The sequence below is a fragment of the Bradyrhizobium sp. USDA 4452 genome, from assembly GCF_054063575.1.
Map to the genome: position 1 here is coordinate 3,410,599 of NZ_JBSSGK010000001.1, position 25,878 is coordinate 3,436,476.

23 protein-coding genes and 1 pseudogene are annotated in these 25,878 nt (G+C 65.4%); 3 read left to right on the forward strand and 21 right to left on the reverse strand.

Annotated elements, in window-relative coordinates:
- Nucleotides 1-224 precede the first annotated feature (224 nt).
- From ACVISU_RS16435 to ACVISU_RS16455, 5 genes and pseudogenes are all read right to left on the reverse strand, one after another.
- Nucleotides 225-2,669, reverse strand: coding sequence for a penicillin acylase family protein (locus tag ACVISU_RS16435; RefSeq protein ID WP_456707607.1), 2,445 nt, complete (start codon nt 2,667-2,669; stop codon nt 225-227).
- Between the two features lie 60 nt (nt 2,670-2,729).
- Nucleotides 2,730-4,232, reverse strand: a complete 1,503-nt coding sequence (gene glpK / locus ACVISU_RS16440) for a glycerol kinase GlpK (RefSeq protein WP_456707608.1) — start codon at nt 4,230-4,232, stop codon at nt 2,730-2,732.
- A 108-nt stretch (nt 4,233-4,340) separates the two neighbouring features.
- The gene (locus ACVISU_RS16445) at nt 4,341-5,354 is read right to left on the reverse strand and encodes an SGNH/GDSL hydrolase family protein (RefSeq protein ID WP_456707609.1); all 1,014 of its coding nucleotides are present in this window, start codon (nt 5,352-5,354) and stop codon (nt 4,341-4,343) included.
- Nucleotides 5,355-5,368: 14 nt separating this feature from the next.
- A pseudogene (locus tag ACVISU_RS16450) lies at nt 5,369-6,143 on the reverse strand (SGNH/GDSL hydrolase family protein).
- Nucleotides 6,140-7,405 (reverse strand): OpgC domain-containing protein, encoded by a 1,266-nt coding sequence (locus ACVISU_RS16455; RefSeq protein WP_456707610.1) that lies wholly within the window; start codon nt 7,403-7,405, stop codon nt 6,140-6,142. Before ACVISU_RS16455 ends, ACVISU_RS16450 begins: the two are co-directional and overlap by 4 nt.
- A gap of 273 nt (nt 7,406-7,678) precedes the next feature.
- Here ACVISU_RS16455 and apaG point away from each other — a divergent pair, with 273 nt between their 5' ends.
- Nucleotides 7,679-8,077: a Co2+/Mg2+ efflux protein ApaG gene (apaG, locus tag ACVISU_RS16460; RefSeq protein ID WP_050403113.1), complete on the forward strand. Its 399-nt coding sequence runs from the start codon at nt 7,679-7,681 to the stop codon at nt 8,075-8,077.
- Nucleotides 8,078-8,106: 29 nt separating this feature from the next.
- Here the strand turns inward: apaG and ACVISU_RS16465 are convergent, their stop codons facing one another.
- The 3 genes from ACVISU_RS16465 to ACVISU_RS16475 all read right to left on the reverse strand — a co-directional run bounded on the left by ACVISU_RS16465 (nt 8,107) and on the right by ACVISU_RS16475 (nt 11,434).
- Nucleotides 8,107-9,108, reverse strand: a complete 1,002-nt coding sequence (locus ACVISU_RS16465; protein WP_050403112.1) for an Hsp33 family molecular chaperone — start codon at nt 9,106-9,108, stop codon at nt 8,107-8,109.
- A gap of 194 nt (nt 9,109-9,302) precedes the next feature.
- The gene (gene argF / locus ACVISU_RS16470; RefSeq protein WP_050403111.1) at nt 9,303-10,229 is read right to left on the reverse strand and encodes an ornithine carbamoyltransferase; all 927 of its coding nucleotides are present in this window, start codon (nt 10,227-10,229) and stop codon (nt 9,303-9,305) included.
- On the reverse strand, nt 10,229-11,434 hold the full coding sequence (locus ACVISU_RS16475) for an acetylornithine transaminase (RefSeq protein ID WP_456707611.1): 1,206 nt from the start codon (nt 11,432-11,434) through the stop codon (nt 10,229-10,231). Before ACVISU_RS16475 ends, argF begins: the two co-directional genes overlap by 1 nt.
- A gap of 495 nt (nt 11,435-11,929) precedes the next feature.
- On the opposite strand from ACVISU_RS16475, the gene ACVISU_RS16480 reads away from it, so the two are divergent.
- Nucleotides 11,930-12,442 (forward strand): GcrA family cell cycle regulator, encoded by a 513-nt coding sequence (locus ACVISU_RS16480; RefSeq protein ID WP_021076557.1) that lies wholly within the window; start codon nt 11,930-11,932, stop codon nt 12,440-12,442.
- A gap of 140 nt (nt 12,443-12,582) precedes the next feature.
- Here ACVISU_RS16480 and phoB read toward each other — a convergent pair whose 3' ends face one another.
- The 13 genes from phoB to ACVISU_RS16545 form a co-directional block, all read right to left on the reverse strand.
- On the reverse strand, nt 12,583-13,293 hold the full coding sequence (phoB, locus tag ACVISU_RS16485) for a phosphate regulon transcriptional regulator PhoB (RefSeq protein ID WP_016844067.1): 711 nt from the start codon (nt 13,291-13,293) through the stop codon (nt 12,583-12,585).
- A 131-nt stretch (nt 13,294-13,424) separates the two neighbouring features.
- Complete coding sequence (gene phoU / locus ACVISU_RS16490; RefSeq protein ID WP_050403109.1) at nt 13,425-14,141, reverse strand: phosphate signaling complex protein PhoU; 717 nt, start codon at nt 14,139-14,141, stop codon at nt 13,425-13,427.
- 11 nt (nt 14,142-14,152) lie between these two features.
- Nucleotides 14,153-14,971, reverse strand: a complete 819-nt coding sequence (pstB, locus tag ACVISU_RS16495) for a phosphate ABC transporter ATP-binding protein PstB (RefSeq protein ID WP_050403108.1) — start codon at nt 14,969-14,971, stop codon at nt 14,153-14,155.
- Nucleotides 14,968-15,813, reverse strand: a complete 846-nt coding sequence (gene pstA, locus ACVISU_RS16500) for a phosphate ABC transporter permease PstA (protein ID WP_050403107.1) — start codon at nt 15,811-15,813, stop codon at nt 14,968-14,970. The genes pstB and pstA overlap by 4 nt, the downstream gene beginning before the upstream one ends.
- Nucleotides 15,814-15,817: 4 nt before the next feature.
- Entirely contained in the window at nt 15,818-16,807 is a 990-nt protein-coding gene (gene pstC / locus ACVISU_RS16505; RefSeq protein ID WP_456707612.1) for a phosphate ABC transporter permease subunit PstC, read from the reverse strand.
- Nucleotides 16,808-17,029: 222 nt separating this feature from the next.
- Nucleotides 17,030-18,040, reverse strand: coding sequence for a phosphate ABC transporter substrate-binding protein PstS (pstS, locus tag ACVISU_RS16510; RefSeq protein WP_456707613.1), 1,011 nt, complete (start codon nt 18,038-18,040; stop codon nt 17,030-17,032).
- Between the two features lie 136 nt (nt 18,041-18,176).
- Nucleotides 18,177-19,490 carry an ATP-binding protein gene (locus tag ACVISU_RS16515; RefSeq protein ID WP_456707614.1) on the reverse strand — a complete coding sequence of 438 codons (1,314 nt, stop codon included), beginning with the start codon at nt 19,488-19,490 and terminating at the stop codon, nt 18,177-18,179.
- 82 nt (nt 19,491-19,572) lie between these two features.
- Nucleotides 19,573-20,628: a UPF0104 family protein gene (locus ACVISU_RS16520; RefSeq protein WP_456707615.1), complete on the reverse strand. Its 1,056-nt coding sequence runs from the start codon at nt 20,626-20,628 to the stop codon at nt 19,573-19,575.
- 353 nt (nt 20,629-20,981) lie between these two features.
- A complete protein-coding gene (locus ACVISU_RS16525; RefSeq protein ID WP_456707616.1) occupies nt 20,982-21,209 on the reverse strand; it encodes a SelT/SelW/SelH family protein in 228 nt (75 codons plus the stop codon).
- 16 nt (nt 21,210-21,225) lie between these two features.
- On the reverse strand, nt 21,226-22,134 hold the full coding sequence (locus ACVISU_RS16530; RefSeq protein WP_050403102.1) for a haloalkane dehalogenase: 909 nt from the start codon (nt 22,132-22,134) through the stop codon (nt 21,226-21,228).
- Nucleotides 22,131-22,721, reverse strand: coding sequence for a TetR/AcrR family transcriptional regulator (locus ACVISU_RS16535; protein WP_050403101.1), 591 nt, complete (start codon nt 22,719-22,721; stop codon nt 22,131-22,133). Before ACVISU_RS16535 ends, ACVISU_RS16530 begins: the two co-directional genes overlap by 4 nt.
- A gap of 109 nt (nt 22,722-22,830) precedes the next feature.
- Nucleotides 22,831-23,127 carry a hypothetical protein gene (locus tag ACVISU_RS16540; RefSeq protein ID WP_456707617.1) on the reverse strand — a complete coding sequence of 99 codons (297 nt, stop codon included), beginning with the start codon at nt 23,125-23,127 and terminating at the stop codon, nt 22,831-22,833.
- 2 nt (nt 23,128-23,129) lie between these two features.
- Entirely contained in the window at nt 23,130-24,524 is a 1,395-nt protein-coding gene (locus ACVISU_RS16545) for an OmpA family protein (RefSeq protein WP_050403099.1), read from the reverse strand.
- 169 nt (nt 24,525-24,693) lie between these two features.
- Between ACVISU_RS16545 and ACVISU_RS16550 the strand changes: the two genes are divergently transcribed.
- Nucleotides 24,694-25,752 (forward strand): polysaccharide deacetylase family protein, encoded by a 1,059-nt coding sequence (locus ACVISU_RS16550; RefSeq protein WP_050403098.1) that lies wholly within the window; start codon nt 24,694-24,696, stop codon nt 25,750-25,752.
- Nucleotides 25,753-25,878: the final 126 nt, after the last annotated feature.

Here is a 25,878-nt window from a genome sequence, read left to right on the forward strand (position 1 = left end):
GTCTCGCGGCAGATGCAACGCAATGGCGTGCAACAAAGTTACCCATCTTTCGGTGGGGATCACACTCGCCGTCGTCCGGGCGAAGGCCGGGAGCCATAACCACAGGGTTGGATTGTTGAACGACGCTGGGCCCCAGCACGCAAGGGCAATTGGCATCGGTGGTTGTGGCCGGCCTTCGGCGGGACGACGGTGAGTTTGTGGCGCAGCCAGTGAGGTACTCGCCCTCACCTCGGCGTCAGCGTGATCGCCTCGGCGGTTGCGGCTTCCACCGCCGGGCGGCTGTAGAGCAGCGGGACATATTGGCCGGTGGCCCAGAGCGGTGCGAGGTCGCGGTAGTGGCCGCTGAAGGGATCGCCGGATTGGCCTGGTGTGTTGATGGTGCGGCTCGCATCCCAATTGCCGACATCGAGCACGATGCGGAACGAGGCACCGGCGAGCAGGTGATAATCGGAGCGGCGATAGGTAGCGGCGCGCGGCACGTTGGCGGCGCCGCCGAAGGCGAGCGGGCCGACCTGCATCTGCGCCGCGGTCGCCTTGTCGGCGAGCGGCATCAGCGCGTGATCGAACCTGGCGACATGCAGGCGGCCCCAGCGCCACATCGATGCATCGGGCCCGAGCTTGCCGGCGACGTCGGCGACCGCCTCGCCGAGGCTGTCGCGCAGCACGCGGTCACGTCCGCCGGCGGGATCGCCGCCGAGCGCCGCGTCCGGCTTTTCGAGATAGCCGACGATCGCGGAAATGCTGGAGGCTTCCGGCGCGATCAGCTCGGACGCCTTCGGCGCCGTGGTCTTGAGCAGCACCGGGCCGAGATGGTTGGCGATCCAGACCTCGTAGACGGCGGCTGCCGCGCTGTCTTCCGCGTCGCGCGCGTCCCACGCCTTCAAGAGATCGAGACCCTTCTTGACGTTGGCATCGTCGGACGTGAGCGGCTTCAGCAGCGCGATCAGGCGCCGCGCCAGCATGCCGGTGTCGTCGTTCTGCAGCGCCATCGCGTCCGCCAGCGTCACCTTGCTGTTGGCCTGCAGCACCTCGGTGATGCGCTGCCAGCGCGCGCTGTCGGACCATTCGAAGCCGACCCGCCGCTCATTGACCGGATAATCCGCCGGCAGGTTCATCTGGTTGGCGGTGGCGATGAAGCCCTGCTTCGGCTGGTATTGCTTCGGCAATTCGTCGAGCGACAGAAAGCCCTGCCACTCGTAGCAGCCGTCGCCGGGCACCGGCATCAGGCCATCGAAGCTCACGCGGCGCGGCGTCTTGCCGGCGGCGACCCAGCCGATATTGCCTGAGGTGTCGGCATAGACTTGGTTCTCGGACGGCGCGCCCCAGCGCCGCATCGCGCCGAGGAAGCCGGTCCACGACTTCGCGGTCATGTAGTCTGACGAGCCGAAATAGGCCGAGGTGCCCGGCTCGAACCAGATCGAGCGCACCGCAAACGCATGCTTCTTGTCGGCGTCGACATAGATCACCGGGCCATGGCGGGTGAACTTCAGCTCGAGGTCGCGGTCGGCCTCGCCCTTCACCGGCTCCTTCTCGTGCACGATGCGCATGTCCTCCCAGCCGCTGCCATAACGGTACTGGTTCGGGTTGTCCGGGTTGAGTTCGTAGACGTAGAGGTCTTCCTGGTCGACGTTGAAGATGGTGAGGCCGAACGCGATGGTGTCGTTGTGGCCGATCGAGATGCCGGGCAGCGCCGGCTCGCCGGCGCCGATCACCGAGATGCCTGGCGCGTTGAGGCCGACAATGTAGCGCAGCGACGGCACCGAGTGCTCGCGATGCGGATCGTTGGCGAGGATCGGACGTCCGGTCGCGGTGCGCGAGGCCGCGATCACCCAGTTGTTGGAGCCGATGGTGTCGCGCTGCTGATCGGCTTCGGCGAGGTATGTATCGGGATCGTGCGCCAGCGCGGCCTTCTGGTCCTTCTGAGCGGCGAACTTGACCGGCCGCGTGGCAAGGTCATAGGCCGCGAGCACGCCCTTCGGCACGCTGCACGGGTCGAGCCCGTCGGGAATCTTGGTGGTCCAGGTGGGCTCCAGCTTGACCCGGAAGCGATCGGCATCGAGGCCGGCGGCACAGGCGACCAGCGAACGCTTCACCTCGGAGGCGACGTTGCGGGTGAGACCATGGCTGCGGACGCGCACAACATCCTCCGCCGACCACAGCTCCGGCATGTTGCCGGCGATCCTGAACTCGATCGGCAGCGGCCGCTTGCCGGCCTTGACGTCGGCGACATAGGCATTGACGCCGGCGACGAACGCCTCCGCATATGTCTTCGCCTTCGGGCCATAGGCGGCCCATTCCGCGTTCATGTCGCCGCGGTAGAGAAACAGGCGCAGCGCCTTGTCCTGCTCGGCATAGGCGGGACCGAAATCCTTCGCCAAGAGGCCGAGCCCGCGCTTGCGCCAGAGATCGATCTGCCAGAGCCGGTCGCGCGCGGCGTTGAAGCCTTGCAGGAAGAACAGGTCGTGCTCGTTGCCGGCATAGATGTGCGGGATGCCCCAGACGTCGACCAGGATCTGGCCCGGCGCGTTCAGCCCGGCGACGTCGGTCTTGATCTCGCGGGCCGCCACCAGCGGGCTCGCCTTCTCGCGCGCCGCGGCGGGAGCGGCCAGCATTGCCGTACAGAGCGCGGCGGTGAATAGTTTCGCGACGCGGTTGAGATCCGTGTTCATGTTGTTCTCCGATGGTTGTTATTTTTGGTAGGCGACTTGAGCCGGAATTTTTCTCCGGCGCTACTCCCCCTCGTCGCTCGCCAGCACGCCTTTCACCGCGCGGGCCCAGCCGGCGAGCTTGCGGTCGCGCGTCGCCTCGCTCATCGCCGGTCTGAAGCGATGCTCGAGCCGCCAATTGTCGGCGAATTTCGGCGGCTCCGGATAGACGCCGGCCTCGAGGCCGGCGAGGTAGGCGGCGCCCAGTGCCGTGGTTTCCTGGATCATCGGGCGGTCGACCGGCGCGTTGAGCAGATCGGCAAGCCGCTGCATGGTCCAGTCCGACGCGGTCATGCCGCCGTCGACGCGCAGCACGGTGTTGGCGGCATTGGCCTCCGGCCAGTCGGTGCGCATCGCGGCCCACAGATCGAAGGTCTGGTAGCAGACGCTTTCCAGCGTCGCATGCGCGAGTTCGGCCGGGCCGGTGTTGCGGGTCAGCCCGAACAACGCGCCGCGCACGCGCGGATTCCAGTACGGCGCGCCCATGCCGACGAAGGCCGGCACCAGGTAGACGCTCTGCATGCTATCGGACTTGTCGGCGAGCGGGCCGGTCTCGGCGGCGTGCTTGATGATGCCGAGCCCGTCGCGCAGCCACTGCACCGCGCTGCCGGCGACGAAGATCGAGCCTTCCAGCGCGTAGGTGCGTTGGCCATTGAGCTGGTAGGCGATGGTGGTGAGCAGCTTGTTCTTGGAGGCAACCGGCGTGGTGCCGGTGTTGAGCAGCGCGAAGCAGCCGGTGCCGTAGGTCGACTTCATCATGCCGGGCTCGAAGCAGGCCTGGCCGATGGTCGCGGCCTGCTGGTCGCCGGCGATGCCTGATATCGCGATCGGGCCGCCGAACAGATCCGCCGTGCTCTCGCCGAACCGGGCGGAGGAATCCTTCACCTCGGGGAGCATCGAGCGCGGCACGCGCAGGAGCTTGATGAGGTCGTCGTCCCACGCACCGGTGTGGATGTTGAACAGCAGCGTGCGCGAGGCGTTGGTGGCGTCGGTCGCGTGCACCCGCCCGCCGGTGAGCCGCCACAGCAGGTAACAGTCGACGGTGCCGAACAACAGCTCGCCGCGCTCCGCGCGTTCGCGCGCGCCGGGCACATGATCGAGGATCCAGGCGACTTTCGTGCCCGAGAAATAGGGGTCGATGATCAATCCTGTTTTTGCCGAGATCGCCGGCTCATGGCCTTCGCACTTCAGTTTGGCGCAGATGTCGGCGGTGCGGCGGTCCTGCCAGACGATGGCGCGGTGCACGGCCTGGCCGGTGGCGCGGTCCCACACCACGGTGGTCTCGCGCTGGTTGGTGATGCCGATCGCGGCGATGTCCCTGGCTTTGAGGCCGGCCTTTTCCAGCGCCTCGCGGCACACCATCACGGTCGAGGTCCAGATGTCCTCCGGCTCGTGCTCGACCCAGCCGGAGGCCGGGAAATGCTGCGGAAACTCCTGCTGCGCGACCGCGGCGATGGAAATATCGCTGCGAAACACCATGGCGCGCGACGATGTGGTGCCCTGATCGATGGCCAGCACGAAAGACATGAGCGTTTCCCTTGAGGCTTGGTCGAGGCGCCAAGGGAGCGGATTACCGCGGCGAGGTCAAGATTGCTGGTGCGTGTGGCGGGACTGTCGAGCCGGCCGGCAAACCGATCACATCGGCCGGTAGGTCCGCACGTCGGCGGGGACGTTGACGCCGATCTTGATCGCGCCGACCGAGCGGATGATGTCGTCGCCGAGCAGCTGGGCGAAGCAGGCGTAGCCCCAGTCGTTCATGTGCAGGCCGTCGGCGATGACGAAATCGTCGATCGGGATCGCCTGTTTCTCGTGCCAGTCGCGCATCACCTCGAAGCGCGGGAAGATGCCGACATGGCGCAGCGCAGCGATGCGGCCGAGCAGCTTCACCATGCCGCGCGCGCTCTCGGGGCGCTCGGTGACGCGCGGCGAATATTGCGGATCGACCAGCACGATATCGGAGCCGTCGGCCTGGATGCGCGCGACGCCGTCCTCGACCTGCTTGGCGGTCTCCGACGGATCGAGGTTGCGCAGCACCGCGTTGGTGCCGACCTGCCAGATCACCATGTCGGGATGCATGTCGATCACTTCGGTCTGCAGCCGCTTCATCATCTCGGGGGCATCCTCGCCGCCCTTGCCGCGATTGAGCACGGTGATGTCGGCGGAGGGATACTGCCGGCGCAGCTGCGCGGCGAGCCGGCTCGGATAGGTGAATTCCGGTGCTGACGATCCATAGCCCTGGGTCGAGGACGAGCCGAACGCGATGATGACGACCGGCTTGCCGGCGGCGAGCTTGGCTGCGACATGCGGCAGCGAGCCGGTCGAGTTCGGCACGCCGGTCGGCTGATGACAGGGCACGCGGTGGAAGATGTCGCTGGCGGATTTCGCCACCTGCTTCACCTTGTCGAGCGCTTTCGCGGCAACGCCCGGTTGCGGCTGCGGACTGGCCGCATCGGCTTCGACCGTGGCTCCCTTGCTTGCATCAGATCTCGCGGCCGAGGGCTTGGCATCCGACGACAGCGCCGCATGCTGGTCGGCCTGGCCGGTCTGCGCGCGCGACGGCACGACCGAGAGCGGCGCGAGCAGCGCCAGCGCCGCGACGGCGCACAGGCTCCGCCGTACGGAAAAGCAAAAAGGGAAGGCAAAACGCATCAACTCGGCTTCCTCTAATTCTGCTGCACCGGGCCCAGATGGGCCGCATCGATCACGAATTTCGCCAGTGCGCGGCCGAGACAGGCATGAACCTTCTTGGCTAGGTCGACACCATGCGAGGTGCTGAACAGGTCAAAATATCCGGCGTCGCTCCACTGCTTCATGATCGCGAAGCGGTCGAACAGCGGAACGTCGTGCTGCTGCGCCACCACCTTGATATTGTCGAGATATGGCGGCGCAGAGATCATGGTTTCCGTACGCGGGCTGTATTGCAGGTTGACCAGCACCACGTCGGCCCCGGCGCCCCGCAACGCAACAACGCCATCGTTGATGGCGGTGCGGAAATCGTCAGGATCGACTGCTCGCATAGCATCGACCGTTCCGGTCTGCCAGATAACCAAAGTAGGCTTTTTGGCTTCAACAAGCTTAACGAGGGTTCCCGCGGTCTCCTCCGCGGTGCTCTTTCCCTGTAATTCTACGGATAAATCGATCTTGGCCGTCGGAAACGCCTCCTTCAGGGCTGCCATGCATCGTGGCCGGATAGGCGCTCGCCTCGTTGCCCGGGATGGTCGAGGAGCGGCTGCCGACCACCAGCACGTTGAGCGGCTGGCTGGCCTTCACCGCGTCGGTGACCTTCGGCAGCGCGCTCTCGCTCGAAAGCAGATAGGCCGGCACGTCGCAGGGCGGAGCCGGTGCAGGCTGCTCGGGGGGGTCGCCGGCGCGCGCGGGCGCTGCCGCCAAACAGGCGGCCAGCAGCGTCAGGCCCAGCATCGTCCATACGGACTTCATGCTCCCCCTCCCGCCAGATCGGCGTTGCCGGCGGCGCCTTTTTTCGAGGCGCCTTTGTCGGCGGAGTGCTTGTACCACGAAATAATCCACGCCATGCCGCACATGATCAGGATGCCGCACACGCTGATCAAGGCGTGCAGTGCGGCACCACCCGAGACCTCGGCAAGCACGAAATGACCGGCAAAGGCGAGGAATACCCCGAGGCAGAATATCTCAAGTGAGTGCTGGCCACACAGGATCAATGGTCGCAGCCAGCGCGATTTCAAGCCCGGCCAATCCCGAGGCAGGAAGCGCACGGTGAGCGCGGCAAGCGCCAGGAAATGCGCGAACCGCAACACGTCCAGGTCGGTCTTGTTGATCGGATACATCCACTGCTCGATCAGCTTCGGCATGATGTGGCCGAGCTGCGGCACGTACCAGGTCAGGGTCACGAAGAACGACGCGACCAGATAGGCGATGCAGATCCACATCGTGATGTTCGACGACAGGATGCGCGACATCCGCCGCGCGCCACCGAGCGCGCACCAGGCGCCGAACACGAACAGCAATTGCCAGGCGAACGGGTTAAATGCCCAGAATCCGTTCGGATAGGCCGATAGGTAAAGATCGAACTGCCAGGTCAGCGCGTAGAGCAACACCGACAGGCCGAGCGTGACGTCGGGCTTCCACTTCATCAGCCACAGGATCAGCGGCAGGAACAGCATCAGCACAATGTAGAGCGGCAGCACGTCCATGTTGACGGGACGGAAGCGCAGCAGCAGCGCCTGCACGATGGTGACGTCGGGCTGCTTGAGGAAGTCCATGATCCCCATCTCTTCAGTGTAGAGCGGGTTCTCGAACGAGGTCGCGACATAGGAGATCTCGGCGAGGAAGATCGTGAACAGGAAGACATGCGCGACATAGATCTGCCAGACCCGGCGCAGGATGCGCGCGGTGGCGATCACGAAGCCGCCCTCCAGCATCGCCCGGCCATAGACGAAGGCCGCGGTGTAGCCGGAGATGAAGATGAATATCTCGGTGGCGTCGGAGAAGCCGTAGTTGCGGATCGTCAGCCAGGTCAGAAGATTGGTCGGCAAATGATCGATGAAGATCAGCCACAGCGCGAGCCCGCGGAACAGATCGAGCCGGAGCTCGCGCTCGCCGGCTGCCGGCAGCGTGATCGCGGGCGCCGCAGCTTTCGCCTTCACCTCGGCATCAGCCCTTGCCTCGGTGTTGGCATCAGGCACCGGCGAACCGGCTATGGGATCGGCAATCGAGCTCATCAAGCACCATGTCGGCCGCGGACGCCCCCGCAGGCCGTGCTGAAAGGATCATATCGGTCCACCACTTGCCGACAAAGCGCAGACTGCGGCGACATGCGGCCGCGCTTTAGAGCGGAACTATGTTGAAACCACGATGAACGGACCGTCGCGGTCCGGCTGGTCACGGCCCGGCTGGCGATTGGTTCCGGCTGGCCAATTGGCTATGATGGCGCATTGTTTGAGCGTGATCCCCTTGCAAGCGGATCACGCACCACGACCACCGGATTGAGCCGTATGTACCGCGCCGTTACCCGCCAGATCGAAGTCACCGTCGAGCCGAACTTCATGCCGGAGCGCTCGTCGATCGACCGGCGCGAGTATTTCTGGTCGTACAAGATCGTGATCGTCAATTCGGGCCCGGAAACGGTGCAGCTGCGGACGCGGCACTGGATCATCACCGACGCCACCGGCCGCCGCCAGGAGGTGCGCGGCGAGGGCGTGGTGGGCGAGCAGCCGGTGCTCGCGCCCGGCGAGCGCTTCGAATACACCTCAGGCGTGCCGCTGCCGACCGCCTCCGGCTTCATGACCGGCAGCTACCAGATGGTCACCGAAGCCGGTGAGCGCTTCAGCATCGACGTGCCGACATTCTCGCTGGACAGCCCGAGCCCGGATGGGAAGCGGGTGCTGAACTGACGGCTCCATCCGGGCTACGATCGACGCGTCTACTCGACGCCCGCCTCTTCCGGCGTGAATTCGTACACCGACGAGCAGAACTCGCAGGTGACGACGACCTTGCCGTCCTTGACCATCTCGGCGCGATCGTTCGGCGCAAAGCTCTTCAGCATCGACGACACCGCATCGCGCGAGCAGGAGCACTGCGCGCGCAGCGGCTGCGGATTGAAGACGCGCACGCCGCGCTCGTGGAACAGGCGGTACAACAGCCGCTCGCCGGAGAGATCGGGATCGATCAGCTCGACGTCCTCGACGGTGGAGATCAGCGACTGTCCCTCGACCCAGGCATCGTCATCCGGCACGCTATGGGCGGCTGTGCCTTCGGGGGCATCGCCGGGATGCAGATCGGCTTGCTTGGCGCGCTCGGGCGCCTTGGGCAGGAATTGCAGCAGGATGCCGCCGGCGCGCCAGTGCAGCTTGCCGCCCTCGCCGCCGCGCATCTCCTCGCCGACCGCAAGGCGGACCCGGGTCGGAATCTGCTCCGAGCGCAGGAAATATTCGTGAGCCGCCTCTTCCAGGCCGCCGCCGTCGAGCGCGACCAGTCCCTGGTAGCGGCTGGTATTGGAGCCCTGATCGATCGTCATCGCAAGGTGGCCCTTGCCGAGCAGTTCGCCTGAAGTTTGCCCGGGCTTGAGTTGCGCGGCATCGTAGCGCGCATAGGCGCGCAGCCGATCGGGCGCCTGGAAATCGACGATCAGGAGCGAGACCGGGCCTTCGGTCCGGGTCTGCAGGATGAAGCGGCCCTCGAACTTGACCGACGAGCCGAGCAGCGTGGTCAGCACGATGGCCTCGCCGAGCAGCTTGCCGACCGCCGGCGGATAATCGTGCTTGTGCAGGATCTCGTCGAGCGCGGGGCCGAGCCGGGTCAGCCGGCCGCGCAGGTCCAGCGCGCCGACCTCGAAGGCCAGCACGGCATCGTCGACAGGAACCGCAGACGGCGCGCGAACGGGCGTCTCGGGCTGGATTTTGATGTCGGGGGATTGTGAAACCATGGCGCTCTATCTGGGGTCTCGGACCGTGAAATAAAGGGGTTCAGCATACCGAGGATCGACGTCGTCCCTGCGAAAGCACAGACCCTAACCACAGGATTTTGTCGCGGCACGAGGCGTCTCCCCTTGTGCCTTTTCACGGGCCGGGGCGTATGGGTCCGGCCTTCGCCGGGACGGCAACATCTACTGATCTACGACTACGCGACCGCGTCGAAACACCAGGCCAGAATGCCCTTCTGCGCATGCAGGCGGTTTTCCGCTTCGTCGAACACCACCGATTGCGGACCGTCGATCACCTCGTCGGTGACCTCCTCGCCGCGATGCGCGGGCAGGCAGTGCATGAACAGTGCGTCCGGCTTGGCGAGCGACATCAGCTTGGCATTGACCTGATAGGGCTTCAGCACGTTGTGGCGGTGCTCGCCCTCCTTGTCGCCCATCGACACCCAGGTGTCGGTGACGACGCAGTCGGCGCCGCGCACGGCGGCTTCCGGATCGGTGCCGAGCACGATCGGCGCGCCGGTGGCCTTGATCCAGTCCCGCATCGGCTTCTTCGGCGAGAGCTCGGGCGGCGTCGCGATGTTGAGATTGAACTTGAAGCGCTCGGCGGCGTGCGCCCAGGAGGCCAGCACGTTGTTGTCGTCACCGGTCCAGGCCACCGTCTTGCCCTGAATCGAGCCGCGCTTTTCCTCATACGTCATGAGGTCGGCCATCACCTGGCAGGGATGCGAGCGCCGGGTCAGGCCGTTGATGACGGGCACCGTTGCGTGGGCGGCGAGTTCGAGCAGCGCGTCATGATTGAGGATGCGGATCATGATCGCATCGACATAGCGCGACAACACGCGCGCGGTGTCGGCGATGGTCTCGCCGCGGCCGAGCTGCATCTCCGCGCCGGTCAGCATGATCGATTCACCGCCGAGCTGGCGCATGCCGACGTCGAACGACACCCTGGTGCGGGTCGACGGGCGCTCGAAGATCATCGCCAGCGTCTTGCCTTCGAGCGGCTTCCTGGGCTTCTCATGCGCCTTCAGCTTGGCCTTCATGGCGGCGCCGGCTTCGAGCATGTTGCGCAGCTCGGCGAGCGGCAGCTCGTTGATGTCGAGGAAGTGACGGACCGGCTTGCTCATTATCCAGCCGCCTTCTTCGGCTGCGTCGCCGACAATGTCGCGCAGGCGCGCTCGAGCGAGACGATCGACTGGTCGATCTCGGCCTCGGTCACGATCAGAGGCGCGAGGAACCGCACCACGTTGTCCCCGGCGCCGACGGTGAGCAGCTTCTCGTTGCGCAGCGCGGCGATCAGATCGCCCGAGGGCACCACGGCCTTGACGCCGATCAACAGGCCCTCGCCGCGCACCTCCGACAGCACGCCGGGATAGCGGTCGACGACCGACGCGAGTTTCTGCTTGAGCAGCAGCGACATCTTCTGCACGTGCTCGAAGAAGCCGGGCTTGAGCATAACGTCGAGCACGGCATTGGCGGCGGCGACTGCGAGCGGATTGCCGCCGAAGGTTGAGCCGTGCGAGCCCGGCGCCATGCCGGCCGCGGCCTGCGCGGTCGCCAGCACCGCGCCGATCGGGAAGCCGCCGCCGAGCGCCTTCGCCAGCGACATCACGTCCGGCGTGACGCCGGTGCGCTTGTAGGCGAACAGCTCGCCGGTGCGGCCCATGCCGGTCTGCACCTCGTCGAATGCGAGCAGCAGGCCGTGCTCGTCGCACAGGGCGCGCAGCGCCTTGAAGAAGGCCTGCGGCGCCGAGCGCACGCCGCCCTCGCCCTGCACCGGCTCGATCAGGATGCCGGCGGTGTTCGGGCCGATCGCCTTCTTCACCGCCTCGATGTCGCCGTGCGGCACCTGGTCGAAGCCGTCCATCGGCGGGCCGAAACCTTCGAGGTATTTCGCCGAGCCGGTCGCAGCCAGCGTACCCAGCGTGCGGCCATGGAAGGCGCCTTCGAAGGTAATGATGCGGTAGCGCTCGGGATGGCCCTTGGAGAAGTGGTAGTGGCGGACCAGCTTGATCACGCCCTCCATCGCTTCCGCGCCGGAATTGCAGAAAAACACAAAGTCGGCAAAGCTCTGCTCGCACAGCCGCGCGGCGAGCACTTCGCCGTCCGGGCTCTTGAACAGGTTCGACATGTGCCAGAGCCTGGTCGCCTGCTCCTGCAGCGCCTTGACCAGATGCGGATGCGCATGTCCGAGCGCGTTCACCGCGACACCCGAGGTGAAGTCGAGATAGCGGTCGCCGTTGGTTGCGATCAGCCAGGCGCCCTCACCGCGCTCGAAGCCGAGATCGACCCTGGCGAAGACGGGGAGCAGATGCGACGAGGCGTTGGTCATGGCGTTCACTGCCGGTTTGAAACCGTCAATTGCTGCGCGGCTTGACGCCAGCGCAGCAACCGCCAGCTTCGGAAAACAAAACGGCCGCCTTTGCGGGCGGCACGTGCACATCATTCTATGCTGCGGCCGGTCAGTGTCAATCGCCAGCAGCCGGCCCCTGCCGGCGTTCCTGCGATGCGAACCCAGCGCAATCCGGAGCATTCCGGTGCGGTGGAAAAGCCGCACGGCAATGCTTAACTGTGTGGGAACATGTGGACGCACGGCCGCGGACTCTTGCGCCAGAGTCACGCCATATTGTAGCGTTTGACCTGTCGGGTACGACATCTCGTGCGGCAGTACTGGACCCTCTAAGTAGCCTTCGTTCTCGCGTAAACGTTCGGGCGCAACACCGTGCCCGGCGAGGGCTAAGGGATTCTGGCCGCAGGGATATTTGTCCAGATTGGCTCGCAGCGCCGCTCCGTTGATTGGCCGGCGCCATGCGAAAGGAAGAATGCGATGACGGTATTGACCTGGTCCGACGATCGCGTCGAGCAGCTGAAGAAGCTCTGGGAATCCGGCCTCTCGGCCAGCCAGATCGCGGCGGAACTTGGCAATGTGACGCGAAACGCCGTGATCGGCAAAGTGCATCGGCTCGGCCTCTCCGGCCGCGCCAAGGCCCCTTCCACGGCCGCGCCGCGGCAGCGCAAGGCCCGCCCCGCCCAGCACATGATGCGGGTGGCGCGCCCGGTCTCGCGCGGCAACACCGCGCTCGCGCACGCTTTCGAGGTCGAGATGGAGCCGGATCCGATCTCCTTCGACAATGTGGTGCCGATGAGCCAGCGGCTGTCGCTGCTCGAGCTCAACGAGGCCACCTGCCACTGGCCGGTCGGCGATCCCTCGAGCCCGGAATTCTTCTTCTGCGGCGGCAAGGCGCTCGCCGGCCTGCCCTATTGCGCGCATCACTCGCGCGTCGCCTACCAGCCCGCCGCCGATCGCCGCCGGCCCTCGGCGAAGCCACAGATCAAGTAAGCACTCGGGAAACTGCCTGGACTGCAAAAACAAATCCCCGCGCAAGCGGGGATTTTTTTGTGGCTCGTAGCCCGGCTACTTCACCGGCGTTGTCCCGGCCAAAGCCGGAACGACATTGTGCTTGCGATTGCTGCACTGCCTTACGGCTGCGGCTCGGCCTTTGCAAAGCGATCGTCGAGCGCGTAGCCGGCGCCGCGCACGGTGCGGATCGGATCCTGCTCGCGGCCGGGATTGAGCAGCTTGCGCAGACGGCCGATATGCACGTCGACGGTACGTTCATCGATATAGATGTCGCGGCCCCAGACGCTGTCGAGCAGCTGCTCGCGGCTGAACACGCGGCCGGGATGCTCGAGGAAGAATTCGAGCAGCCGATACTCGGTCGGCCCGAGATCGATCGGACGGCCCGAGCGCGCCACGCGGCGCTTCTCGCGATCGAGCTCGATGTCGCCATAGGTCAGCACGGTCGCAAGCCGCTCCGGACTCGCACGGCGCAGCAGGCCCTTCACCCGTGCCAGCAATTCCGGCACCGAGAACGGCTTGACGATGTAGTCGTCGGCGCCGGTGGCAAGCCCGCGCACGCGCTCACTCTCCTCGCCGCGCGCGGTCAGCATGATGATCGGAAGCTGCTTGGTCTCGGGCCGCGCACGCAGGCGACGGCACAGCTCGATGCCGGACAGGCCCGGAAGCATCCAGTCCAGCACCACGAGGTCGGGAACGCGCTCCTTCAGGCGGGTGTCGGCATCGTCGCCGCGCCCCACCGTTTCGACATCGTAGCCTTCCGCATCGAGGTTGTAGCGCAACAGTGTCGTCAGCGCTTCCTCGTCTTCGACTACCAGAATGCGTGCGCTCATCGGTTTAAGTTCTCTCTCTGTGATGATCCGTTGCCCAGACGCAAACCGAAACGCTTACTTTCCTGAGCATAACCCCTGCGGAAAACGGCTTGTCGTGAAGACAATCCGGCTCCGCGCCCGCGGATCATGTCCTAGGTACCCGGCACAGTGGTGGCAAAGTTGGTCATGTCGCCCTTCGGACGCTTGTCGGTGATCTGCTGGCCTTCGATCATGTAGAACACGGTCTCGGCGATATTGGTGGCGTGATCGCCGATCCGCTCGATGTTCTTGGCGCAGAACATCAGATGGATGCAGAACGAGATGTTGCGCGGATCCTCCATCATGTAGGTCAAGAGCTCGCGGAACAGCGAGGTGCAGATCGCGTCGACCTCCTCGTCGCCCTTCCAGACGTTCATCGCCGCCGGCAGATCGTGCGCGGCATAGGCGTCGAGCACCGACTTGACCTGCGACAGCACGAGGTCGGTCATGTGCTCCAGGCCGCGGATCAGCTTCAGCGGCTGGAAATCGCTCTCCAGCGCCGCGACGCGCTTGCCCATGTTCTTGGCGAGGTCGCCGATCCGCTCGAGATCGGTGGCGACGCGCATCGCGCTGACGATCTCGCGCAGGTCGATCGCCATCGGCTGGCGGCGGGCGATCGTCAGCACCGCGCGCTCTTCGATGACACGCTGCAGATTGTCGATCTCGATGTCCGCGGCGACCACGCGCTTGCCGAGCGCGACGTCGCGACGGATCAGCGCGTCGACCGACTCGGTAATCATCCGCTCGACGAGCCCGCCCATCTCGGCGACCAGGCGGGTCAATTCCTGCAGGTCGCTGTCGAATGCCTTGGCGGTATGTTCAGAAGCCATCGTCATTCTCCTCAGCCGAACCGGCCGGTGATGTAGTCCTGGGTGCGTCGATCGCTCGGCGAGGTGAAGATCTTGTTGGTGTCGTCGAACTCGATCAGCTCGCCGAGATACATGAAGGCGGTCTTGTCGGAGACGCGCGCCGCCTGCTGCATGTTGTGGGTGACGATCGCGATCGTGTAGTCCTCGGAGAGCTCCTGGATCAGTTCCTCGACCTTGGCGGTCGAGATCGGATCGAGCGCAGAGCACGGCTCGTCGAACAGGATCACCTCGGGACGCACCGCCACGGTGCGCGCGATGCACAGCCGCTGCTGCTGGCCGCCAGAAAGCGACAGGCCGGAAGCGTTCAGCTTGTCCTTGACCTCGTTCCACAGCGCACCGCCGCGCAGCGCCTTCTCGACCCGGTCGTCCATCTCGGACTTCGAGATCTTCTCGTAGAGGCGGATGCCGAAGGCGATGTTCTCGTAGATCGTCATCGGGAACGGCGTCGGCTTCTGGAACACCATGCCGACGCGCGCGCGCAGCAGATTGAGGTCGAGCTTGGGATCAAGAATGTTGGTCTGGTCCAGCATCAGCTGGCCGACAGCGCGCTGGCCCGGATAGAGATCATACATCCGGTTGAAGATGCGCAGCAGGGTCGACTTGCCGCAGCCCGACGGGCCGATGAACGCCGTGACGCGGTTGGTGCCGAGCGTCAGGTTGATGTTCTTCAGCGCGTGGTGCTCGCCGTAATAGAAGTTGAGGTTGCGCACCGTGACTTTCGGCGGCGCTTCCGGCAGCGGCACCTGCGGAACGTGGCTCGCGGCGGTCGTGGAGACGGAAAGCTCGGTCATTTTGCGGCCCTTTCGGCACCAAGGATACGCGCGCCGATATTCAGCGCGAGCACGGTGAAGGTGATGAGCAGCGCACCGCTCCACGCCAGCTCTTTCCAGTAGGCGTAGGGGCTCTGCACGAAGTTGTTGATGGTCACCGGCAGGTTGGCCATCGTCTTGGTCAAGTCCCAGCTGAAGAACTGGTTCGACAGCGCGGTGAACAGCAGCGGCGCGGTCTCGCCCGCGACGCGGGCGGTCGCCAGCAGCACGCCGGTGATCAACCCGCTGCGCGCAGCACGATAAGCGATCCGCTTGATCACCAGCGAACGCGGCAGGCCGAGCGCGGAGGCCGCCTCGCGCAGCGGGTTGGGCACCAGCAGCAGCATGTCCTCGGTGGTGCGCACCACGACCGGGATCACGATCACTGCGAGCGCAAGCGCACCCGCGATCGCCGAGAAGCCGCGCATCGGCACCACCACCGCGCCATAGATGAACAGGCCGATGATGATCGACGGCGCACTGAGCAGGATGTCGTTGATGAAGCGGATCACCGAGGTGAGCTTGTCGTGCTTGCCGTACTCGGCAAGGTAGGTGCCGGCGAACAGGCCGAGCGGCGCGCCGATGCCGACGCCGATCACCGTCATGATCACGGAGCCGACGATGGCATTGAGCAGGCCGCCATCGGTCGAGCCCGGCGGCGGCGTATTCTGGGTGAACAGTTGCACGCTGAGGCCTGCGATGCCGTTGTAGAGCAGCGTGATCAGGATCAGCGCCAGCCAGGTGACGCCGAACAACGCCGCGCCGACGCAGAGCGTGCGAACGACGATGTCGCTGCGGCGGCGGGATTTGTAGATCGGGTTCATGGCGTTACTTCCCCGCCTTCTTTTCAAGCCGCATCAGCATCAGCCGCGCGCCGGCGAGCACGAAGAAGGTCAGCACGAACAGCAAGAGGCCGAGCAGGATCAGGCCGGACTGGTGCAGGCCGTCGCTCTCGGCGAATTCGCTGGCGATCGCCGCCGAGATCGTGGTGCCCGGCGCGAAGATCGACGACGAGATGCGGAACGAGTTGCCGATGATGAAGGTCACCGCCATGGTCTCGCCGAGCGCGCGGCCGAGCGCCAGCATGATGCCGCCGATCACGCCGACCCGGGTGTAGGGGATCACGACGCTGCGGACGACTTCCCAAGTGGTGCAGCCCATGCCGTAGGCGGCTTCTTTCAGCACCGGCGGCACGGTCTTGAACACGTCGACCGAGATCGCGGTGATGAAGGGCAGCACCATGATGGCCAGGATCAGCGCGGCGTTGAACAGGCTGAGATAGGACGGCGGGCCGGCAAACACCGCGCCGAGCACCGGGACGCCCTCGAATATCCGGATCATGAAGGGCTGGAACGTGTTGGCCAGGAACGGGCCCAGCACGAAGAAGCCCCACATGCCGTAGATGATCGAGGGGATGCCGGCGAGCAGCTCGATGGCGATGCCGATCGGACGGCGCAGCACTTGCGGGCAGAGCTCGGTCAGGAACACGGCGATGCCGATGCCGACCGGAATGGCGATCAGCATCGCGATGACGGAGGTGATCAGCGTGCCGTAGATCGGGCCGAGCGCACCGAGCACCGGCGGATCGGCCGAGGGCGCCCAGCGCTGTGTCCAGAGGAAAGCGAAGCCGTATTCCTTCATCGCCGGCCAGGCGCCCGCGATCAGCGACAGAATGATGCCGCCGAGGATCAACAGGACCGAAATCGCCGAGATACGGGTGATCCAATAGAAGGTGAGATCACCGAGCTTGAAGGCGCTGAGGGCCTTGGCGCGATCATAAGGTTCGGCGGCTTCCATCACATCGCTCTGAACAGCCATGTCTGCCACGCCAATTCCCTCATTACTATGTGAAAGCCACGCAAACCGCTACGCCCCGAAGCGATCTTCACTGACGCATTGGGCCGGGCGTCGTTCCGGTTACGCCTCCCGAGGCGCGGCCCGCCCCCGCGTTTCTTGCCGCGGTGATGGAGCCAGGATCCCAAATCGCTCAACCTGTGCCGCCCTCGAGAGGCGGCACAGGCGTGGTTCGAAGCGCCAGACTTAGCTCTTGATGTCCGCGGCCCAGGTCTTCTCGATCAGCTTGACGACCGATTCCGGCATCGGGATGTAGTCGAGCTCTTCGGCGGCCTTGCCACCCTTCTCGAAGGCGTACTTGAAGAACTTGAGCGCTTCCTGCGAGGCCGCCTTGTCGGTCGAGTCCTTGTGCATCAGGATGAAGGTCGCCGCGGTGATCGGCCAGGAGGCTTCGCCCGGCTGGTCGGTCAGGATCACGTAGTAGCCGGGAGCCTTGGACCAGTCGGCGTTCGACGCCGCAGCCTGGAAGGCGGCGATGGTCGGCTGCACGGTCTTGCCGGCCTTGTTGACCAGCGCGGTGTAGGTCAGCTTGTTCTGCTTGGCATAGGCGTATTCGACATAGCCGATCGCGTTCTTGGTCTGGCTGATGTTGCCGGCAACGCCTTCGTTGCCCTTGGCGCCGACGCCGACCGGCCACTCGACCGCGGTGCCGGAACCGACCTTGGACTTCCAGTCGGCGTTCGTCTTGGACAGGTAGTCGGTGAAGTTGAAGGTGGTGCCCGAACCATCCGAACGGCGCACGACGGTGATCGCGTCGGCCGGCAGGGCCAGCTTCGGATTGAGCTTGGCGATCGCCGCGTCATTCCACTTGGTGATCTTGCCGAGGTAGATGTCGCCGAGCACTTCGCCCGAAAGCACGAGATCGCCGGGCTTGATGCCTTCGACGTTCACGACCGGAACGATCGCGCCCATCACCATCGGCCACTGGACGAGGCCGTCCTTCTCGAGCTGCTCGGGCTTGAGCGGCGCGTCGGTCGCGCCGAAGGTCACGGTCTTGGCCTGGATCTGCTTGATGCCGGCGCCGGAACCGATCGACTGATAGTTCAGGCCATTGCCGGTGTCCTTCTTGTAGGCGTCAGCCCACTTCGAATAGATCGGGAACGGAAACGTTGCGCCTGCGCCGGTGATATCGGCAGCGAAGGCTGACGTCGAAGCGGCCACCATGCCGGCAACGACGATTGCTTTGATGAAATTCATGGGGTGGTCTCCATCTTGTGAGCGAAGCGCCAATTGCGCCCGATCGCGCCCACGCCGGTCCATCTAGGAGCGGTCGGTGCTGCTTTTACGAAGGTTGGATGACAGTTGGATGACAATGCTAAGCAGCTGAAAACGCTTAGCTTTGGGTCGGCAGCGGGGTCTTCGGCCGGGGAAAACAGGCGGTAAAAGTCGCGCCATTCTTCGGCACGCTCTCGATCAGAAGACGCCCGCGATGACGGTTAAGAATATGTTTCACCAGCGATAATCCGAGGCCGGTTCCGCCTTGGTTACGGCTGTCGCCGACGTCCACCCGGTAGAACCGCTCGGTCAGCCGCGGCAGGTGCTCCGGGGCGATGCCGGGGCCGAAATCCCGTACCATGACCCGGATTTCGGGGCTCCCCTCGCCCGATGCGCCCGAAACGGCCTGATTGAGCGACACTATGACGCGGCCGCCCGAGGCGCCGTATTTGAGCGCGTTCTCGATCAGGTTCTCGAACAGGCGGAGCAGTTCCTCGCGGTCGCCGGCGATCGTGACCGGGCCCTGTGGCAGGTCGACATCGATCTCGACCTGACGCTCGCTGGCCAGCGCCTCGAGCCCGTCGGCCACCTGGCGGATGATCGGCACGATATCGATCGAGGCCTCGGGCCGCACATGGGCCGACAGTTCGACCCGCGACAGCGACAGCAGGTCGTCGATCAGCCGCGCCATACGGGTGGCCTGGGTGTGCATGATGCCGAGGAAGCGCTCGCGCGCCCGCGCGTCCTCGCGCGCCGGCCCCTGCAGCGTGTCGATGAAACCGGACAATGCGGCGAGCGGCGTGCGCAGCTCGTGGCTGGCATTGGCGACGAAGTCGGCGCGCATTTCCTCGACCCGGCGCAGCGGCGTCAGGTCGTGGAAGGTCATCAGCATGCATTTCTCGATGCCGCCGAACTGGGTCGGCACCGGCACCGGCGTGATCACCAGTTCCATCCAGCGATCGATCGGAACGTGGTCGGAGTAGGTGGCGCGGCGCGGCTCGGTGGTCGCGATCGCCTCGCGCAATGCGGTGATAATCTCCGGCGAACGCAGGGCAAATTGCGCCAATTCGTTCTTGCGCAGCGCCGGCGCAAGCTGGGCCGCGGCGCTGTTGAGATGGATGACGCGTCCGGCACGGTCGAGCAGCACGGCCGGGTCCGGCATGCCGGCGACGACGGCGCTGACGGCGCTAGCCTCGACCGGATTGCCGTGGCGGACATCCTCGCGCGAGGTGCCGGCATCATGCAGCCGCCATGGCACCAGCGCCGCGGCCGCAATGCAGACGAACACCGCGCAGGCGCGCGCCAGCGACAACTCGCCGAGCGCGACCACGACGCTCAGCGCCAGCGCGGCAGCGAGCAGGATCAGCGCAGAATGGCGCAAGCGGTCGGGCCAGGGCGAGAAGATCGATTGCGGCGTATCGTCAATTGCCATTGCGGCGGCTTTCTTCCCGTTTGTTCATGTCGCCCGGGCACGGTCACGTCGACCTTCCCTCGGGAGGCATCGGGCCGCGTCATCAGACGCCGGAGTCACCGCGCTTGCGGACCAGAACCGCCTCATGATGCGGCTCAGCGCGGGAACCCGAATCAGTCTGCGGCAGCCGTTTGAGTCGGGCGCCGACAATAACCTCCCGAAACGTCAGCAAGATTACAGATATGACGAACGGCGCAATATAGTAGAGCAGCCGGAATAGCAGCATACCGCCGAGCAGGTCCTCGCGGTCCATCTGCCAGAGGCCGACCAGCATGGCGGCGTCGAACACCCCGAGCCCGCCGGGGGAGTGGCTGGCGAAGCCGAGCAGGGTCGCCGACACGAAGATGACCGCGACCACGACGAAGCCGAGATTGGGCTCGTCTGGCACCAGCACGTACATCGCCAGCGCGCAGAAGCCGAGGTCGACGATGCCGATCGCGATCTGCAGCAGCGTCAGCGGGCCGCCGGGAAGGGTCACCGTCCAGGGACCGCGGCCGACCACCCGCGGCTGGGTCCAGACCCAGACCACATAGGCGACCAACGCGATGATGATGCCGCACGCCAGGGTGCGGTTGAGCCAGGGCGGCAGCTGGTCGATGTTGGCTGCGGCTTCCGGATGATAGGCGATGCCGAGCCCGAGCACGGCGGCATTGCCGAGCCAGAAGGTCAGGCCGGCGAGAAAGCAGATCTTGGCGACGTCGATCGCGTTCAACCCCCAGGCCGAATAGATCCGGTAGCGCACCGCGCCGCCGGTGAAGACGCTGGCCCCGACATTGTGGCCGATCGAATAGGAGGTGAAGGCCGCGAGCGCATTGACGCGATAGGGCACGTGGGCGTGACCGATCGCGCGCACCGCGAACAGATCGTAGAAGGTCAGCGTGAAGTAGCCGGCTGCGACGAACAGTCCCGCCAGCGCGATTTGTCGCGGCTCGGTGCTCTTGATGGCCTCGAGCACCTCATTGGTGTCTATGCCGCGCAGCATGTGATAGAGGACGTAGCAGGCGATGCCGATGACGGCGATGCTGATCACAACACCGAGCCGATGCAGGATTTGCTTCTGGCGCAGAAACGCCATCGCCCTGCGTATTGCTTCCAGCATCTAGACCTCGAATTGCGATCCCGCGACGACGGCTCCCGGGCGAACTCCGCCGGCGCTTCGCTGTGCCCCGCCCCCTGTAGCGCGTTTTAAGCCGGAGTGGAATTCGTCAAACGACGATAAAACGCGCATCTTCAAGATATTAGGGATGATTCATGACAGCGGGTGCACAAATATGCGCGTTCCCCGCCACCTTCGACAAGACTTGACATCGACGTACGGCAGTTAGCCCGCCCAACGCTGAGCAAGGCCATCCGGGAAACTACGGGAGCGGGAGCGGCGCGGCGGCGCCCACGCAACAAAAATCGCCGCCGCAATGGTCATGCGACGGCGATCAAGCAGGCCTGCGTCAATTTTTACGCCCGCGCCGTAGTCACCGCGGTGACGATTTCGGCGGCATCGGGGAAATGTCCCTTCACGCGCTTGGCGATCACTTTGCCGCCAAGCCTGACCTCGAAGATGCCGCCCTTGCCGGGCACCAGCTCCGCATCGAGGCCAAGGCGTTCGCGCAGCAGCGCGGCGGCTTCCCTGGCGCGCTTCTCGTAGCCGCAGGGACGGCAATAGGTGATCGAGAGGTCGGTCATGGCGTGCGCTCCCCACTCATGCTGCGAGATGCTGGGCGTTCGCAGCCTCGATGCCGGCGATCCAGCCAGCCACCGAGCGGCCGATCGCCTCCGGATGGTCTTCCTGCAGATAGTGCGCGCCGGCGCCGAGCTGAATGACCGCGCAATGCTGCAACTTGGCCGCGAAATCGGCGGCGAAGCCCGGTGACACCAATGCCCCCGGCGAACCCGCGAACAGCAGCTTCGGATAGGTCGATGCCGCGAGCGCCGCGTGCGCCGTGGTGAGCGCCTGATCGACATCGGCAGGCTCGCCCGCGATCGGCAGCTCGCGCGGCAGCATCAGGGTCGGCTTGCGGCTCTCGCGCGCTGGAAACGGCGCACGGTAAGCTTCCATCTCTTCCTCGCTGAGCTTTCGCAGGATCGAGCCGGGCAGCACGCGTTCGACGAACGCATTGTTGTCGAGGATCATCGTCTCGCCCACTCCCGGCGTGCGGAATTTCCGGAACGTGTCCCGGGCGGCCTCGTGCTGGTGAAAGTCCGACCAATCCCGCATCGGGCGGATGAACTCCATGAACGCGAGCCCGCGCACCAATTGCGGACGGCGCGCAGCGAGATGGAACGCGAGCGCCGTGCCCCAATCCTGCGCGACGAGATACGCCGAGCTGATGCTGAGCTCGTCGATCAGCGCATCGAGATAGTCCGCATGGTCGAAGAAGCGGTAGGCGATGTCGGGCTTGCCGGACAGACCGTAGCCGATCAGGTCGGGCGCGATGCAGTGTCCGACCGGCGCGACCAGCGGCATGATGTTGCGCCAGATATAGGACGACGTCGGATTGCCGTGCAGGAACAGCACGTGCGGCGCGTTGCTGCGCCCGATCTCGCGATAGGCCATCGTGGTCCCGAGCACGGCGCGATGATGCAGGCTGATGTCGGCAGAAGTGGTCATGGCAACTCCTTGAACACGGTTTGGAAGGCGATCGTCTTGAAACGCTCGAGCGCGTCGGCGCTGCGCTCGACCTTCATGCGCAGCATCGCGCCCTGCCAGGATGCGAGCAGGAAATCGGCAAGCGCATCGGGATCGAAGTCGGACGCGATCTCGCGCTTGGCCTGGGCCTCGCTGATGCAGGCGGCGAACGGCACGCGCCATTCCCGGAAGATGTCGTCGAGCTGCGCGCGCAGCATCTCGCTCGAGCCCGACGCCTCGAGGCTGAAATCGCCGATCAGGCAGCCGCGGGTGAAGCCGTCATACGCGAGCTTGCCGGTGATGAGATCGAGATAGCGCCGGAGCCTGTCGCGCGGCGTCAGGGTCGTGTCGCCGAGTGCTTCCGCAACGAGCCCGCGCACGTAGTGGAAGTAACGGTCGAGCACTTCCGACGCGAACAGCTCCTTCGAGCGGAAGTGGTTGGTGAACGAGCCCTGCGGCGCGCCAGCGGCGGCGGTGACGTCGCGCACGCTCGTGCCGTGATAGCCGGTCCGGAACATTGCCTTCAGGCCGGCGTCGAGGATGGCATCGCGGAGAGAGGGCTTTGGCATGGACCCAGTTTAATACGTACGTACGTATTGATGTCAAGCTATAAAATGAACCCGGCTCGCCGAGCGCTTGGCGAGGCCGCTCAGGCCCTGCTGGATTAAGGATTTGGGGTCAGTTCGCCGGCCTGCTGCGCGAAACCACCCAGTCGCGCAGCCAGGAGCCGATCGCGCAGCCGACCAGATAGAGCGCGAACATGATCAGGAACAGGTCGAGCCAGTAGCCGAAGCGGCCGGGCACGACCCGCGCAACCGACGCCGCGACGAGGGCGGCGGCAAGCAGCGCGAGCCAGCGCATCCACACCTTCGAGACGCCCTGCGCCCGATGCACCACCGCAATCCAGCCCATGCCGAAGCCGAGCAGCGCGGCGCCAAGCAGCCAACCCCAGAAGAATGTCGCGAGCACGATCATCGCTACTTCACCACGAATTCGATGCGGCGATTCTGCGCCTTGCCGTCTTCACTCTCGTTGCCGGCAAGCGGCTGCGTGCTGCCATAGCCGATCGGCGTGAAGCGGTTGGCAGGCAGTCCGGCGCGCACCAGGTAATCGACCACGGCCTGCGCGCGGCGCTCCGACAAGGCCTGATTGGCCGCCTCCTCGCCGTCGCTATCGGTATGGCCGGCGACTTCGATCGTCGCGTTGGGACAGCGCAACGCGGTCTCGACCAGGCGGTCGAGCAGACCGGCGGAATCGGGCACGATATCGGCCTTGCCGGATTCGAAGCGGATCTTGCCCTTGGAGAGGATCTCGGAAAACAGCTGCTGGCACACCGTGGGATCGACCGGCGCCGCCGCCGGCTTGACGGTGACCTCGGCCTTGTATTGCCAGCCCTGCGGAAAATCCTTGCCGAGCCCGTCGCGGATCTGGCCGGCCGCAGCGTCATACAGCGCATCGCCCGACAGCTTCACCTCGCGGTCCGACACCACGAGCGTGCCGGTCGACAGCCGCGACAGCGCACCGAGCGCCGGCACCACCGCCGCCGCAAAGCCGGACGGCGCGCCGAGGCTGGCCTTGAGATTGTCGACGACCTTTTCGCTGAAGAACTTGCGGCCGGCAGCAGCGACCAGCGCGGCATGCACGTTGTTGTCGGGCACGTAGCCGGTCAGCGTCAGCGTCACCGCGACGGGATCCTTGTAGGCTTGGAATATGTAAGGCGGCGCCTTGATGTCGTTGGCGGCGATCGAATAGCCTTCCGGCAGGTTCTTCAGCGCCGCCGCGATCGCTTCACGTCCACCGAGCTCGCGCGCCATGCCGGCAAGCGCGACCTTGTTGTCGGTCAGCGTGATCTTGCCTTCCTTCAGCTTGCCGATCTGGTCGAGCAGCAGCAGCGCCGCCGGGTCGAACCGCGACGGCGCGCCGCGCGCGAGAGCCATCTGATCCACCACCTCGACGCCGCCGAGACTGACCTTCGCGGCCTCGGTCAGCTTGCTCTTGCTCGACGGCAGGGGCGCATTGCCGCCGAGCGTCACCCGCACCACGTCGCGTTCGGCGGACCACACATAGGGCTTGGCCTCGGGAACGAGGCGGGTTTCGTCATTGACCAGCCGGACGCCCGGCACGGCCTCGACCGACGCCACCGCGCTGAGGCGGCCGTCCTCGGAAAAGGCATTGGCCGCAAAGGTCACATCGCGGCCATCGACGCTGATGCGGCGCTTGTCGAGCACGGTGTCCTTGAGTGCGGCATTGGAACGCGCAGCAAGGTCCGCCTCGACCGTTGCCGTTGAGGTCCATGCCGCGATAGCCCACAGGATGACCAGTGGAATCACGCCCGGCCACCACTTGCTACTCCACTTGAAAAGTCCGTGCATTCAGCGTCCTGCGGGGTCGGGAAGCAGAGAGAAAACAAACCCTTGGCCGGCTGTCAAACCCCAAATCAAGAGCCATGGCGACGGCGCCATATTGGATCGGGATAACAGTTTCTTCAGTGGTCTTTCGCTAAGTTTGTGGCGGAATGCAAATCGGCCGGCCCGTGCCCTCATGAAACAACTCCGCAACACCGTGATCCGTGCCGGGATGGAGGCGTTGTATTTCTCGGGTGCGCATATCCTGCTGCGGCCGATCTTCGCCGGCGTCGGCGCCATCTTCATGCTGCACCACGTCCGCCCGCGCCGCGCCGACGCGTTCCAGCCCAACCATCATCTTGAGGTCACGCCGGACTTCCTGCGCGCGATGCTGACGCATCTGCGCGCGCTCGACGTCGACGTCGTCAGCATGGACGAGGCGCATCGCCGCCTCAGCGAACGGAATTTCGCGCGGCGCTTCGCCTGCTTCACCTGCGACGACGGCTACCGCGACAACCGCGATTACGCGCTGCCTGTGATGCGCGAGTTCGGCGCGCCGTTCACGGTCTTTGTCGCGAGCGATTTCGCCGAGGGCTGCGGTAAATTATGGTGGATCGCGCTGGAGCGGATCATCGCGGCAGCATCGGCGATCGAGGCGCCGATCGGCGGCGTCATGACGCAGATCGACACCGCGACGCCGCAAGCCAAGCGCGTAGCCTTCGGCCGCATGCACGACTGGCTACGTTCACTCCCGGGCGAGAAGGAGATGCAGGCCGAGATATCGGCGCTGTGCGTCCGCCACGGTGTCGACGAGGCCGGCATCGCGCGCGAGCTCTGCATGTCGTGGGACGAGTTGCGCGGCTTTGCCGACGATCCCTTGGTCACCATCGGCGCTCACACCATCACCCATTGCAATCTCGCCAAGCAGAGCGAGACGATCGCATCGTTCGAGCTCGCCACCAGCCGGGCGCGGATCGAGGACGCGCTGCAGCGTCCGGCGCTGCATCTCGCCTATCCCTATGGCGATCGGATCGCCGCCGGGCCGCGCGAATTCGCGCTCGCAAAGTCGATCGGCTTTCGGACCGCGGTGACGACGCGGCCGGGCATGCTGTTTCCCGAAAGCGCCGACCATCTGACCGCGTTGCAGCGGGTCTCGCTGAACGGCAATTACCAGGACGCGCGGCTCTTGCCGGTGCTGACATCCGGTGCCGCCACCGCGGTGTGGAACGGCTTTCGCCGCATCGACGCGGCGTAATACGCGCGCAGGAGATTCCGCTTCAGAATTTCAGTCTTCTCCTTCCCCCTGAAAGGGGGAAGGTCGGGATGGGGGTCAGCCACAAGCGACGATGTCTGGGGAGAGAGCCGATCCCCACCCGCTGCT